This window comes from Kribbella jejuensis (assembly GCF_006715085.1).
GTDB classification, from domain to species: Bacteria; Actinomycetota; Actinomycetes; order Propionibacteriales; family Kribbellaceae; genus Kribbella; species Kribbella jejuensis.
On sequence record NZ_VFMM01000002.1, the window covers coordinates 711,999 to 725,425 of the forward strand.

General features: G+C 68.9%; 11 protein-coding genes. 9 read left to right on the forward strand and 2 right to left on the reverse strand.

Annotation, left to right across the window (positions count from 1 at the left end):
- The first annotated feature begins 45 nt into the window (after nucleotides 1–45).
- Entirely contained in the window at nucleotides 46–525 is a 480-nt protein-coding gene (locus tag FB475_RS23350; protein WP_141858696.1) for a MarR family winged helix-turn-helix transcriptional regulator, read from the forward strand.
- Nucleotides 526–534: 9 nt separating this feature from the next.
- On the opposite strand, the gene FB475_RS23355 is transcribed toward FB475_RS23350, so the two are convergent.
- The gene (locus FB475_RS23355; protein ID WP_141858697.1) at nucleotides 535–852 is read right to left on the reverse strand and encodes a hypothetical protein; all 318 of its coding nucleotides are present in this window, start codon (nucleotides 850–852) and stop codon (nucleotides 535–537) included.
- A gap of 33 nt (nucleotides 853–885) precedes the next feature.
- On the opposite strand from FB475_RS23355, the gene FB475_RS23360 reads away from it, so the two are divergent.
- The 5 genes from FB475_RS23360 (at nucleotide 886) to FB475_RS23380 (ending at nucleotide 8,707) form a co-directional block, all read left to right on the forward strand.
- The gene (locus FB475_RS23360) at nucleotides 886–1,794 is read left to right on the forward strand and encodes an FAD:protein FMN transferase (protein WP_141858698.1); all 909 of its coding nucleotides are present in this window, start codon (nucleotides 886–888) and stop codon (nucleotides 1,792–1,794) included.
- The gene (locus tag FB475_RS23365) at nucleotides 1,794–2,339 is read left to right on the forward strand and encodes a hypothetical protein (protein WP_141858699.1); all 546 of its coding nucleotides are present in this window, start codon (nucleotides 1,794–1,796) and stop codon (nucleotides 2,337–2,339) included. Before FB475_RS23360 ends, FB475_RS23365 begins: the two co-directional genes overlap by 1 nt.
- A gap of 86 nt (nucleotides 2,340–2,425) precedes the next feature.
- Nucleotides 2,426–3,535, forward strand: coding sequence for an NADH-ubiquinone oxidoreductase-F iron-sulfur binding region domain-containing protein (locus tag FB475_RS23370; RefSeq protein ID WP_141858700.1), 1,110 nt, complete (start codon nucleotides 2,426–2,428; stop codon nucleotides 3,533–3,535).
- Nucleotides 3,532–3,729, forward strand: a complete 198-nt coding sequence (locus tag FB475_RS23375) for a ferredoxin (protein WP_141858701.1) — start codon at nucleotides 3,532–3,534, stop codon at nucleotides 3,727–3,729. Before FB475_RS23370 ends, FB475_RS23375 begins: the two co-directional genes overlap by 4 nt.
- 115 nt (nucleotides 3,730–3,844) lie before the next feature.
- A complete protein-coding gene (locus FB475_RS23380; protein WP_141858702.1) occupies nucleotides 3,845–8,707 on the forward strand; it encodes an NAD-glutamate dehydrogenase in 4,863 nt (1,620 codons plus the stop codon).
- A gap of 4 nt (nucleotides 8,708–8,711) precedes the next feature.
- Here FB475_RS23380 and FB475_RS23385 read toward each other — a convergent pair whose 3' ends face one another.
- Complete coding sequence (locus FB475_RS23385; protein WP_141858703.1) at nucleotides 8,712–9,446, reverse strand: GntR family transcriptional regulator; 735 nt, start codon at nucleotides 9,444–9,446, stop codon at nucleotides 8,712–8,714.
- Between the two features lie 145 nt (nucleotides 9,447–9,591).
- Here FB475_RS23385 and FB475_RS23390 point away from each other — a divergent pair, with 145 nt between their 5' ends.
- Genes FB475_RS23390 through FB475_RS37750 form a run of 3 tightly spaced genes read left to right on the forward strand, consistent with a single transcriptional unit; the run spans nucleotide 9,592 to nucleotide 12,694 of the window.
- Nucleotides 9,592–10,578 (forward strand): Gfo/Idh/MocA family protein, encoded by a 987-nt coding sequence (locus FB475_RS23390; protein WP_141858704.1) that lies wholly within the window; start codon nucleotides 9,592–9,594, stop codon nucleotides 10,576–10,578.
- Between the two features lie 9 nt (nucleotides 10,579–10,587).
- The gene (locus FB475_RS23395; RefSeq protein WP_141858705.1) at nucleotides 10,588–11,472 is read left to right on the forward strand and encodes a sugar phosphate isomerase/epimerase family protein; all 885 of its coding nucleotides are present in this window, start codon (nucleotides 10,588–10,590) and stop codon (nucleotides 11,470–11,472) included.
- A gap of 58 nt (nucleotides 11,473–11,530) precedes the next feature.
- The gene (locus FB475_RS37750; RefSeq protein ID WP_141858706.1) at nucleotides 11,531–12,694 is read left to right on the forward strand and encodes a 5-dehydro-2-deoxygluconokinase; all 1,164 of its coding nucleotides are present in this window, start codon (nucleotides 11,531–11,533) and stop codon (nucleotides 12,692–12,694) included.
- Nucleotides 12,695–13,427: the final 733 nt, after the last annotated feature.

The following is a 13,427-nucleotide window of genomic DNA, read 5'->3' on the forward strand; positions in this document are numbered from 1 at the left end:
ACAAGCCTGGGTTGATGCGTCAACTCGGGCTTGTAGGATGGGGGTGTGAGTAGAGGGCCGTGGTTGGGTGATGGGGAGCAGAAGGTTTGGCGTAGTTATCTGTTGATGCAGCGGACGTTGGAGACGCATCTGGAGCGGCATCTGCAGCGGGAGTTCGGGTTGTCGAAGTCGGACTTCGAGATCTTGGTGAATCTGTCGGAGGCCGAGCACGGGCGGATGCGGGCGTTCGAGTTGAGCCGGGCGACGCAGTGGGAGAAGAGCCGGTTGTCGCATCACCTGACCCGGATGGAGAAGCGCGGTCTGGTGCGCAAGGAGGCCTGCGAGTCGCGGTATCCGGAGATCGTCATCACCGAGGAAGGGCTGGCGGCGATCAAGGCGTGTGCGCCGGCGCATGCCGCGCGGGTGCGGGAGTTCTTCGTGGACGTGTTCGGGGCGGAGCGGCTCGCGATGCTGGGCGAGGCAGCGGACGAGGTCGTGGAGACGATCGGCAGGCATTGCGACACCGACTGTCCGCTGACCTCCTGAGAGCTGGTTTCAGGGACCTTTCAGGAAGACTTGACGGTGGCTTGATCTTCTCTTGGAGTGCGGCTGAGGGGCCCCGGCCGAGGCTTGGGGCATGGTCAGAACAGATGAATCCCAGCCCCAGCGGCCGCGCTGGTTGCGCCGTGCCTCCGCCGCCGCGATAGCGACCGCCGTGCTTGGTGTCGGCGCGACCGGAGTATCGGTCGCGGTCGTGTCGTCCAAGCACTCGAGCAACTCGAGCACGTCAACCAGTACGGATGACAGCAGTAGCTCCTCGAGTTCGAGCAACAGCGGATCCAGCTCGAGCGGTCTTGGCTCGACGAGTTCCAATTCCTCCGGTTCCCAGGGTGGGAGCAACGGATCATGACCGCGTCGCGTACCTGGTCCGCGTGGAGTTGTACGGTCCGCCTGACCGTCGACGACCCCGCCGTACTCGGTGCGGCGTGCGGTGAGCTCAAGGCGCTGATGGACCGCGTCGACAAGGCCGCCAGCCGGTTCCGCCCGGACTCGGAGCTTTCGGTCGTCAACAATCGCGCCGGTGCGCTCGTACCGGTGTCGCGGCTGCTCGTCGACCTGGTCGACGTCAGCCTGGTCGCGGCCCAGGTCAGCGGCGGCGCGGTCGACCCGACGGTCGGTGCCGCGGTGATCGCGGCCGGGTACGACGCGGACATCGAGACGGTACGGCGGCGCTTCCCGCAGCCGTACGGCGATCCGGTGAACGTCACTGGCTGGCAGGAGGTCCGGCTCAACCGGAAGCTCGCGCTGCTCGGCGTACCGCAGGGCTGCGCGCTCGACCTCGGCGCGACCGCGAAGGCGTGGACCGCGGACCGTGCAGCCAACCTGCTCAGCAAGCGCTACGGCTGTGCGGTTCTGGTGGAGATCGGTGGCGACCTGCGCGCTGCGGGCACACCGAAGGAGCCCTGGATCATCACGGTCGCAGAGCGCGCCGGTGAACCCGGCGTACTTGTCACACTGGCCCACGGCGGTCTGACCACGTCGACTCGCACGGTACGGCGTTGGCAGACGCCGACCGGCTACGGCCACCACGTCATCGACCCGCGCACAGGCCGTCCCGCGGAGGGCCCGTACCGGACCGCGTCCGTCTGGGCGCCGACCGCGGTACGGGCGAACACCTTCAGTACTGCGCTTGTCGCGACAGGCGAGGCCGCGCTGGGACGGCTGAAGCTGGCGGGGCACCCTGCTCGGCTGGTTGACGCAGACGGTGAAGTGACCGAGTTGTCGGGCTGGCCGACAACGAGCAGGGCCGCCTGATGACACTGTGGTACCTCGCCCGCGCGGCCGGCGTGGTCACGATGGTCATGTTCACGGTGTCGGCCGTGCTGGGCATGGTGATGCCGCGGATCAAGTCCGCCGAGCGGCGGTTCTGGCTGCAGTACGTACACCGCTCCGCCGCTGTGACCGGTCTGGTGTTACTGCTGACGCACCTGGTCGCTGTGTTCTCCGACAGCTACGTGAGCATCAGTCCGGTCGTCCTTGTCTGGCCCATCGGCTCCGGCTACCGGCCGTTCGCCATGGCAGTCGGCGCGCTCGCACTGTACGGCCTGGTGCTGGCCGCTCTGGTGGGAGCTGCCCGTGGACGGCTGGCTTCGTCCGAGAAGTTCACGAAGTACTGGCGCAAGCTGCACATCGCTGCGTCGGTCGGCTGGCTGCTGTCGATCGGACACGCACTGCTGGCCGGTACGGACCGCAGTACGCCGTGGATGCTCGGCATCACGGTCGGCTGCCTCGCTGCAGTCGCCACCGCGGGTGCGTACCGCCTCAACGCACTGCCTACCAAAGCTTGGAGGACCCAGTGATCACCGTTGACGAAACCAGGGTGATCGGTGAGGCCAGAGTTCTCGCCGGACTCGACCAGGGGCGTCTGAACATTCAGAGGCACCTCATGACGCACGGTCCGCTGCCGGAGCTCAGCCGTGACGACTACGTGCAGCTGTGTGAAGCCGTAGGACTCAGAGGACGCGGGGGAGCAGCCTTTCCGGTCGCACTGAAGCTCAGGGACCTCCCGGCACGTGGTGTGGAAGCAGTCGTGGTCAACGGCTCCGAGAGCGAGCCCGCGAGCCGCAAGGACCGCCTGCTCCTCACGCAGTCGCCCCACCTCGTCCTTGACGGCGCAGTGGGCCTGGCACGTGCACTGCGAGCACCACACGTACTGATCGCCGTACACGACGCGGCTGCAGCCATGTCGCTACGCGAGGCGCTGGTGGAGCGCCACGATCGCCTGGCGGTCGAGGTACGGGAGACGCCGGGCCGCTTCGTCGCGGGGGAGGCCCGTGCGGTGCTGAGCGTGCTGGAGGGCGGTACGGCGGTACCACCGGGGCGCAGGGTGCTGCCGACGCGTCAGGGCTACCACCGGCGGCCGACGTTCCTGTCCAACGTGGAGACGTTCGCCCAGCTCGCGGTACTGGCGCGACTCGGATCCCGGAGGTTCAGCAGCACCGGCCTGACCAGTGAGCCTGGTACGCAGCTCCTGACGATCGGGGGCACTGTACAGAGGCCCGGTGTGATCGAGACACCGACCGGTGTCCCGCTGGACACAGTCCTGCAGTACGCCGGTGCCGAGCCGGGCCCCGTACTACTGGGCGGGTACCACGGCCGCTGGCTGCCCACGACCGAGGGTGTGACGCTCCAGCGACCCGAGGTGTCCGCCGGCATCATCCTGGCGCTGGGCTCCGACACCTGCCCGCTGGGAGAGGTCACCCGGATCGCAGAGTGGCTGAGAGGTCAGTCAGCAGGCCAGTGCGGGCCGTGTATCTTCGGTCTCGCCTCACTTGTCGACGACTTCGCCAGGATGACCGTCGGCGATCCGGAGGGCTGGTACGGCGCGCAGCGGCATCTCGGGCTGGTTCCGGGCCGCGGAGCGTGCGCGCACCCGGACGGCGTTGCGAGGTTCCTCACATCGGCGCTCAAGGTTTTCGACCACGACGTACGCCGTCATCTGAACGGGCACGGGTGCGGCCGGCCTGTGCTCGGAGTGCTCGGAGGGACCCGATGAGCAAGCTGGAGATCGACTGGACGCGGTGCGACGGACACGGCTTGTGCGCAGGGCTGTTGCCCGACGACGTGGTCCTCGACGAGTGGGGTTTCCCGGTGCTCCGGGGCCGCGAAATCACCCCGGGTGAGCTCCCGGACGCACGCCGCGCCGTCCTCGCCTGCCCCGCTCTCGCCCTACGCCTCACCAAACGATGACAGGCCCGTCCCGACACCACACCAGTGACAAAGGTGGACTAATCTCTGAGTGACCGCACAATGTCGTGCGGTCCGGCGGCAGCGACGCCGACGTCACGTGTGGAGACGGTGGGGAATGCAGAGCAAGCTGGACGTTCTGAAGGCCGATGTGATCGCCAAGGCGGTGGCCACGGGAACCCATGGGCACGACAAAATGGTCGAGCCGGACAGGCTGAAGACCTTCCTCGAGCAGTACTACCGGCATGTCGCCGCCGAGGACGTCGCCGAGCGCCAGCCGAACGACTGCCTGGGTGCAGCCCGGCACCACTACAAGTCCGCCATGACCCGGCCGCAGGGCACCGCGAAGGTGCACGTCTTCACCCCGACGCCGGAGGAGAACGGCTGGTCCGCCGCCGGCCGTACCGTGGTCGAGATCGTCGTCGACGACATGCCGTTCCTGGTGGACAGCGCGGCGATGGTGATCACCGAGCGCAACCTCGAGTTGCAGCTGCTGATCCACCCGCAGTTCGTGGTCCGCCGTGACGTCGCCGGCATGCTGCAGGAGGTGTTGGAGGACACCACCAGCGCGGACGGGCACGACCTGGTCCGCGAGAGCTGGATGCACCTCGAGATCGAGCGGATCGCCGACGTCGCCGAACACCGCGCCCTCGAGCAGGAGCTGCTGAAGGTCCTGAACGACGTCCGCGAGGCGGTCGAGGACTGGCCGAAGATGCACGAGAAGGCGGTCAGCATCGCCGCCGGCCTGAACGCCGCTGACCTGCCAGTGCCGGAGAGCGAGGTGGAGGAAGCGCGCGAGCTGCTGGAGTGGTTGGCCGACGAGCACTTCACCTTCCTCGGCTACCGCGAGTACGACTTCAGCATGGAGGGCGACCAGGGCATCCTCCGCGGCAGCCCGGGGACCGGCCTGGGCATCCTCCGGCCGGACCCGAAGCCAGGCTCCGGCAAGCTGCCCCCGGAGGTGAGCGCCAAGGCGCAGGAGCGCAAGCTGCTGATCCTCACCAAGGCGAACTCCCGCTCCACCGTGCACCGCTCGACCTACCTGGACTACGTCGGCATCAAGCAGTTCGACGAGGACGGTCAACCGGTCCGTGAGTGCCGGTTCATCGGTCTGCTGTCGTCGACGGCGTACACCGAGAGCGTCATGCAGGTCCCGGTGCTGCGGCGCAAGGCGCTGGAGCTGTTCCGGCTGACCGGCTTCGACCCGAACAGCCACAGCGGCAAGGGCCTGCTCGACGTGCTGGAGACCTACCCGCGCGACGAGCTGCTGCAGGCTCCTGTCGAGGACCTGCTGCCCATCGTGCAGTCGGTGCTGCACCTCCAGGAGCGTCGCGCGGTCAAGCTGTTCGTACGCCGTGATGTCTACAACCGGTACCTGTCCTGCCTGGTGTACCTGCCGCGTGACCGGTACACCACGGCGGTCCGCCTGCGCATGCAGCAGATCCTGAAGGACGCCATCCGCGCGGAGAGCGTGACGTACGCCGCGTACGTCACGGAGTCCGTGCTGGCCCGCGTGCACTTCGTCGTACGCATGAAGCAAGGTGAGACCGTCGGAGAGTACGACGCGGACACCCTGGAGCAGCAGGTCGTCGAGGCGACCCGTGCCTGGGAGGACGACTTCACCGCGGCGCTGCATGCACAGGGCGGCGACGGCGCGGTCACCAAGCTCTTCCGTCGGTACGCCCACGCCTTCCCGGAGGCGTACAAGGAGGACTTCGACGCGCGCGTAGCGGTCAACGACGTCCACGTGCTCGAGGGGCTGCCCGCGGACAACGGGCTGGCCATGTCGCTGTACAGCCCGATCAACGAGGAGTGGGAGAGCGAGCGGCGGTTCAAGGTGTTCCGCACCGGGTCGCCGTTGTCGCTCTCGCAGGTCCTGCCGCATCTGAGCGCGATGGGCGTCGAGGTGGTCGACGAACGCCCGTACGAGATCCGCTGTGCCGACGGCACGATGGCCTACATCTACGACTTCGGTCTGCGTGCGCCTGAGGACACCGAGGAGCGCGAGGAGCTGCGCACGCTGTTCTCCGACACGTTCCAGGCCGTCTGGGAAGGACGGGCCGAGTCCGACAAGCTCAACGCCCTCGTACTGCGTGGCAGCCTCAGCTGGCGGCAGGTGTCGATCCTGCGCGCGTACCAGCGCTACATGCGCCAAGGCGGTACCCCGTTCAGCCAGGACTACATCGAGAACACCTTCCTGAACCACGTGGACGTGGCAGGCCTCCTGGTACGGCTGTTCGAGACCAGCTTCGACCCGGCGCGCGGCCCGGCCGACGACCCGGAGCGGACGATGCTTACGGACCAGTTGGAGAAGGAGATCCTGGCCGCGCTCGACACGGTGCAGAGCCTGGACGAGGACCGCATCCTGCGCTCGTACCTGACCGTGATGAAGGCGACGCTCCGGACGAACTACTTCCAGCCGGGGCCGGACGGGCAGCCGCGGTCGTACATCTCGCTCAAGCTGGAGCCGAAGGCGATCCCGGACCTGCCGCAGCCGCGGCCGGCGTACGAGATCTTCGTGTACTCGCCGCGGGTCGAGGGTGTGCACCTGCGCTTCGGCGCAGTCGCGCGCGGCGGTCTGCGCTGGTCGGACCGGCGCGAGGACTTCCGCACCGAGGTGCTCGGTCTGGTCAAGGCACAGATGGTGAAGAACTCGGTGATCGTGCCGGTCGGCGCGAAGGGCGGGTTCTACGCCAAGCAGTTGCCGGACCCGTCGGTGGACCGGGACGCGTGGCTGGCCGAGGGCATCGCGTCGTACAAGACCTTCATCTCCGGGCTGCTGGACATCACCGACAACATCGTTGCCGGTGACATCGTTCCGCCCCGGGACGTGGTCCGCTACGACGGCGACGACGCGTACCTGGTGGTTGCCGCCGACAAGGGCACGGCGACGTTCTCCGACATCGCGAACGGTGTCGCGAAGGAGTACGGGTTCTGGCTGGGCGACGCGTTCGCGTCCGGCGGCTCGGTCGGGTACGACCACAAGGCGATGGGGATCACCGCCCGCGGCGCGTGGGAATCGGTCAAGCGGCACTTCCGCGAGATGGGCATCGACTGCCAGAGTCAGGACTTCACTGTCGTCGGTGTCGGCGACATGTCCGGTGATGTGTTCGGCAACGGGATGCTGCTGTCCGAGCACATCCGGCTGGTCGCCGCGTTCGACCACCGGCACATCTTCCTGGACCCGGCGCCGGACGCGGCCGCATCGTTCGCGGAACGCCGCCGGCTGTTCAACCTGCCGCGGTCGTCGTGGGCCGACTACGACGCCTCGCTGATCTCCACCGGCGGTGGCGTGTACCCGCGGACCGAGAAGTCGATCCCGATCTCGCCGGAGGTGCGCGACGCGCTCGGGATCGACGGCGGCGTGACGAAGCTGACCCCGGCCGAGTTGATGAACGCGATCCTGAAGGCGCCGGTCGACCTGTTCTGGAACGGCGGCATCGGTACGTACGTGAAGTCCTCGGCCGAGTCGAACGCGGACGTCGGTGACAAGGCCAACGACGCGATCCGGATCAACGGCGCCGACCTGCGCGCCCGCGCGGTCGGCGAGGGCGGCAACCTCGGCTTCACCCAGCTCGGCCGGATCGAGTACGCCGCGGCCGGTGGCCGGATCAATACCGACTTCATCGACAACGTCGCCGGTGTCGACACCTCCGACCACGAGGTGAACATCAAGATCCTGCTCGACAAGGTGGTCGCGGACGGCGACCTGACCGAGAAGCAGCGCAACGACATCATCGCGTCGATGACCGACGAGGTCGGCGCGCTGGTGCTGAAGAGCAACTACCGGCAGAACATCGCGCTCGCCAACGCCGGCGCCCAGGCCCCCGCGCTGCTGCACGTCCACCAGGACTGGGTCCGGCGGCTGGAGCGCCAGGGCCTGCTCAACCGTGAGCTCGAGTTCCTGCCGAGCGTCAGCGAGTTCAAGCGGCGCAAGGCCGACGGGCGCGGGCTGACGTCGCCGGAGCTGTCGGTGCTGATCGCGTACACCAAGATCGTGATGGAAGCCGAGCTGCTCAAGACGTCGCTGCCGGACGACCCGTTCCTCAAGCACAAGCTGGCCAGCTACTTCCCGAAGGCGATCCAGGAACGGTTCGCCGACCAGATCCAGAGCCACCAGCTGCGCCGCGAGATCATCACGACGCAGGTCGTCAACGAGTTCGTCAACACCTCCGGCATCACGGCGTACCACCGGCTCTCGCTGGAAACCGGCGGGACCGAGGAGGACGTCGTCCGCGCGAACCTCGCGGCGTCGCGGATCTTCGCCCAGCCCGAGCTGCTGTCGCGGAACGCCGAGCTCGACAACGTGGTCGACGCCGAGACGCAGACCGGGATGCGGCTGGAGACCCGCACGCTGGTCGAGCGGGCGACCCGCTGGCTGGTGTCGAACCGGCGGCCACCGGTCGACATCGAGGAACTGATCGAGTTCTTCGGGCCGGGGATCGCGAAGCTGACCGCCGCGTTGCCCGACGTACTGCGCGGTCGTGAGCTCGCGCTGTTCGAGCAGCGGCGGGAAGCGCTGGTGCAGAAGCGGGTTCCGGAGGACTTCGCGACCCGGATCGCAGTCCTGCCGCCCGCGTATGCCGGACTCGGCATCGTGGAGACGGCGTCGCGCGACGACATCGACATCCTCGAAGTCGCGAAGGTGCATTTCGCGCTGGGAGAGCGGCTGCAGCTCGGACGTTTCCTGGAACGGATCATCGGACTGCCGCGCACCGACCGCTGGCAGACGATGGCCCGCGCCGCGCTGCGCGACGACCTGCACGCCGTGCACGCCCGGCTGACCCGTCAGGTTCTGGCCGGCACCGACGCCTCCGCCGAACCCGAGGATCGGGTCATCGCCTGGCAGGACCAGAACGCCGTGGCCCTGTCCCGTGCGTCCACCATGCTCGAGGAAATCGTCGAAACCGAGGGTCCTGAACTGGCCCAGCTGTCGGTCGGTCTGCGCCTGGTCCGGACTCTGATCGCCAACCAGGCTTAGGTTCTCAGCGTTCGGATACCACGACGTCGACGGAATACTGGTCGGCCCGGTAGCAGTGGCTGCCGTATTCGACCGGCGTTCCGTCGGCGGCGTAGGCGGAGCGGGTCATCGTGATGAGCGGCTCCGCCTTGGACATGTGCAGGGTGCGGCGTTCCTCGGCGGTTGCGTTGCGGGCGCCGATCCGCTGACGGGCCACCGTCGGGCGGATGCCGCGGGCGCGGAGTACGGCGTACAGGCCCTCGTGCGTGAGCTGTTCGAGGGTGAGGTCGTTGAGGGCCGGGGGCAACCAGTTGCGCATGATCGCGAGCGGCAGGTCGTCGGCGTACCGCAGCCGCACGATCGACACCAGCGGTGTACCGTGCGGGACCTCCAGGACGGCGGCGGCGCGTTCGTCCTGCGCGGCGCAGTCGAGGGCGAGTACTTCGGTCCGCGGTGTGCGGCCCTCGCGGGCGAGGTCGTCGTACAGACTGGTGAGCTCGGCCTTGCGGTGCACCATCTGGTTCGCGACGGTGGTCCCGATGCCGCGGCGGCGGACCAGCAGGCCCTGGTTGACCAGCTCGGAGATCGCCCGCCGCACCGTCGGCCGAGACAGGCTGAGCCGGTCCGACATGCCGATCTCGTTCTCGAACGGATCACCGGGCCGCAACCGTCCGTCGGTGATGGCAGCGGTCAGCTGCTCAGCCAGCTGGTGGTACAACGGCACCGGGCTGGACCGATCGAGCTGGATCGGCACGGTCATGGGCGGATGCTACCTCCTCATGTCCGGACGTGAGAATGTGTTAACAAAGTATTGACACCTCCGGTGCGTGGCCGGAAAGCTGACGGGCGAACCGGTGCGCCCCGTGGCTGTGTGGCGCGCATGAGATCGAGACAGGGGTGCGCGGATGCGGATCGGGCTGGTCGGGGTCGGGCGGATCGGGGCGTTCCACGCCGCGACGCTGAAGGAGTTGCCGGCGGTGGATCAGGTGGTCGTCGCCGACGCGGACCCGGCCCGGGCCCAGGCGATCGCGAAGGAACTGGGTGTCTCCTCGGTGCCCGACGTACCGGCGTTGCTCGCGTCCGGCCTGGACGGATTCGTGATCGCGGCGGCGACGTCCGCGCACGCGTCGCTGATCGAGGCGGGGCTCGCGGCCGGCGTACCGACGTTCTGCGAGAAGCCCGTCGCGCTCGACCTGGCGGAAACGTCGCGGGTGGTTGAGCTGGTCGAGGCGTCGACGGTGCCGGTGCACATCGGGTTCCAGCGCCGCTTCGACGCCGGGTACCAGGCCGCGCGGGCCGCGGTGCAGACGGGCGAGCTCGGCTTCGTCCACCACATCCGCGCCAACACCAACGACGCGTTCCCGCCGCACCACGAGTACATCCCCCAGAGCGGCGGCTTCTTCCGCGACTGCACGGTGCACGACTTCGACATCATCCGGTACGTCACGGGCCGCGAGGTGGTCAGCGTGTACGCCACCGGTGCGAACCGCGGCGAGACCTTCTTCGGCGAGTACGGCGACGTCGACTCGGCCGCGGCGCTGCTCACGCTGGACGACAGCACGTTCGTCGCGGTCAGCGGTACGCGGTACAACGGCGCCGGTCACGACGTACGGATGGAGTTGCACGGCAGCCTCGGGTCACTCGCCGTCGGCCTCGACTCGCACACCGCGCTCCGGTCGGCCGAACCCGGTGTCGCGTTCCCCGAAGGCCCGCCGCACATGACCTTCATGGACCGCTTCCAGCCCGCGTACGTCGCCGAGCTGACCGCGTTCACCGAGGTCGTCGCCGGCACCCGCGAGGTACCGTGCACCGTCCGCGACGCGCTCGCCGCGTTCCGGATCGCCGACGCCTGCGAACTGTCCCGCCACGAAAACCGCATCGTCACGCTCTGAAGGGTTTCCATGACCGACATTGCTGCCCGGATCGCCGGTGCCCCGATCTCTTGGGGCGTGTGCGAGGTACCGGGCTGGGGTTGGCAGTACGACGCCGCGACCGTACTCGCCGAGATGCGCGAGACCGGGCTGGCGGCGACCGAGTTCGGGCCGGACGGGTTCCTGCCCGACGACCCGTCCGACAAGGCGAAGACGCTCGCGGATGTGGGGCTGCGGGCGGTCGGCGGCTTCGTTCCCGTCGTACTGCATGATCCGTCTGTTGACCCTTCCGCCGAGGTGGCTGCTGCTTTGGAGGGTTTCGTGGCAGCCGGCGCGGGGACGCTGGTGCTCGCCGCGGCGACGGGTTCGGATGGATACGACGATCGTCCGGTGCTGGACTCAGGCGGCTGGAGTACGTTGCTCGGCCGGCTCGACGGGCTGTCGGCGCTCGCCGCCTCCCGCGGCGTGCTGGCGACGATCCACCCGCACGTCGGCACGATGGTCGAGAACGCCGACGACGTCGCGCGGGTGCTGGACGGGTCGTCGATCGGCCTGACGTTGGACACCGGTCATCTGCTGATCGGCGGGGTCGACCCGGTGGCGCTGGCGGTCGAGAACGCCGCGCGGATCCGGCACACGCATCTGAAGGACGTCGACGCCGCGTGGGCCGCCCGGGTGCAGTCGGGCGAGGTCACCTACACCGACGCCGTACGCGCCGGTATGTACCGTCCGCTGGGCGCCGGCGACATCGACATCGCCACGATCGTCGGCACGCTGGAGAAGTCCGGGTACGACGGTTGGTACGTCCTCGAACAGGACACGATCCTGCAGGCGCGCCCGACCGACGAGGGGCCGGTGGCCGACGTACGGGCGAGTATCGCGCACCTCCACGAGATCGCGGCCACGGTTCGATGACGCCGGATGGTTCTTCGGCCTGCGAGGCGCCGACGGACCGGCGGGATGGGAAGGTCTGATGGTGGACGACGCACAGCTGGACGTACTGACGATCGGGCGGATCGGGGTCGACCTGTACCCGCTGCAGCTCGGCACGCATCTGGAAGATGTCACCTCGTTCGGGAAGTTCCTCGGCGGCAGCGCGACCAACGTCGCCGTCGCCGCGGCCCGGCACGGCCGCAGGTCCGCGGTGATCAGCCGGACCGGCAACGACCCGTTCGGCACCTTCATCCACCGCACCCTCGGTGAACTCGGCGTCGACGACCGCTTCGTCACCCCGGTGGACGGCCTGCCGACCCCGATCACGTTCTGCGAGATCTTCCCGCCGGACAACTTCCCGCTGTACTTCTACCGCTTCCCCAAGGCCCCCGACCTCGTCATCAACCCGTCCGAACTGGACCTCACCGCCATCCGCAACGCCCGCATCTACTGGTCCACCGTCACCGGCCTCTCCGCCGAACCCTCCCGCTCCGCCCACTTCACCGCCTGGCAAGCCCGCGGCCACGTAACCTCCACACCCCCCACCGCCACCACCGGCATCCCCGCCCCCTCGACACCCTCCGATCCCCCACCCGCCGCCCCGCCCGCCCTGCCCGGCCCGTCCGGAGCTGACTTCGCCGCCGGGGCACCCGTCGGCCAGCCACCCGCCGGCGCAGGCGTGGCAGGTGCGGCCTCTTCCGGCGCACCGTCTTCTGGCGTGCCGTTCGACCCGGGTCCCCAGTTCACCGTGCTCGACCTGGACTACCGGCCGATGTTCTGGGCGGATCCGAGTGAAGCGCATGAGCAGGTATCACGGGCGCTGGAGTACTGCTCCGTTGCCGTCGGCAACCGTGAGGAGTGCGAGGTCGCCGTCGGCGAGACCGACCCGGACAAGGCCGCCCAGGCACTCCTCGACCGCGGCCTCGAACTGGCCGTCGTCAAACAAGGCCCCCGCGGCACCCTCGCCCGCACCCGCGACGAGCGCGTCGAAGTACCGCCGTACCCGGTCGAGGTCGTCAACGGCCTCGGCGCCGGCGACGGCTTCGGCGGCGCCCTCTGCCACGGCCTCCTCGCCGGCTGGCCCCTCGAAAAGATTATCCGCTTCGCGAACACCGCCGGCGCGATCGTCGCCTCCCGCCTCGAATGCTCCACCGCCATGCCCACGACCGCCGAAGTCCTCTCCCACCTGCGAGCCGAAGCATGACCCCCCACGACGAAGACCAGTACTCCGAGGACGCCCGCCCCCTCCCGATCCGCCCCCGCCCCACCGAAGCCCCGGACGCAACCATCCAAACCCCCGCCCCCAACGACCCCACCATCCAAACCCCCGGCCCGAACGACCCCACCGCCCAGGCCTCGCGCTCGCCGGCCTCCAACGACCCAACGATCCGTTTCTCCCACCCATCCGGATCGAATGATCCAACGCTCGCATTCTCCCGCCCAACGGCGCTCGACAATCCGACCGGCTCCTCACGCCCAACGGCGCCCGAGAATGCGACCGGCTCCTCACGCCCGACGGTGCCCGAGGATGCGACCGGCTCCCCACGCCCAACGGCGCCCGACGATCCCGCCCTCCCCACGCCCGCGGCAGCCACCCCCCGCCCGCCACAAGACCCCGCCTCGCAAGCCGCCACCTGGTGGGTAACACCGTCCCCAACAACCCCACCTGCCCCCACCCAGTCCCCAAACGACCGCATGCTCCACGGCCGCACGCCGAATGCCCCAACCCCCCGCGGCACGGCCCCGACCAACCCAGCGCCCGGCGGTACGCCCCGAAGCGACCTGGCGCCCGGTGGTACGGCCCCGAGCAACCCGGCGGCCGGCCGTACGGGCCCGAACGACCCACCGGGCGGAGGTACGACGCCGAGCAACGCGGAGGCCGGTGGTACGGCCCCGAGCGACCTGGCGGCCGGTGGTATGGCCACGAACGACCTAGC

What these genes read in the sequence shown, in the direction of transcription:
- FB475_RS23360 (WP_141858698.1), top strand. Translation starts at nt 886, where the DNA reads ATGACCGCGTCGCGTACCTGGTCCGCGTGGAGTTGTACGGTCCGCCTG.
- FB475_RS23365 (WP_141858699.1), top strand. Translation starts at nt 1,794, where the DNA reads ATGACACTGTGGTACCTCGCCCGCGCGGCCGGCGTGGTCACGATGGTC.
- FB475_RS23370 (WP_141858700.1), top strand. Translation starts at nt 2,426, where the DNA reads ATGACGCACGGTCCGCTGCCGGAGCTCAGCCGTGACGACTACGTGCAG.
- FB475_RS23375 (WP_141858701.1), top strand. Translation starts at nt 3,532, where the DNA reads ATGAGCAAGCTGGAGATCGACTGGACGCGGTGCGACGGACACGGCTTG.
- FB475_RS23380 (WP_141858702.1), top strand. Translation starts at nt 3,845, where the DNA reads ATGCAGAGCAAGCTGGACGTTCTGAAGGCCGATGTGATCGCCAAGGCG.
- FB475_RS23385 (WP_141858703.1), bottom strand. Translation starts at nt 9,446, where the DNA reads ATGACCGTGCCGATCCAGCTCGATCGGTCCAGCCCGGTGCCGTTGTAC.
- FB475_RS23390 (WP_141858704.1), top strand. Translation starts at nt 9,592, where the DNA reads ATGCGGATCGGGCTGGTCGGGGTCGGGCGGATCGGGGCGTTCCACGCC.
- FB475_RS23395 (WP_141858705.1), top strand. Translation starts at nt 10,588, where the DNA reads ATGACCGACATTGCTGCCCGGATCGCCGGTGCCCCGATCTCTTGGGGC.
- FB475_RS37750 (WP_141858706.1), top strand. Translation starts at nt 11,531, where the DNA reads ATGGTGGACGACGCACAGCTGGACGTACTGACGATCGGGCGGATCGGG.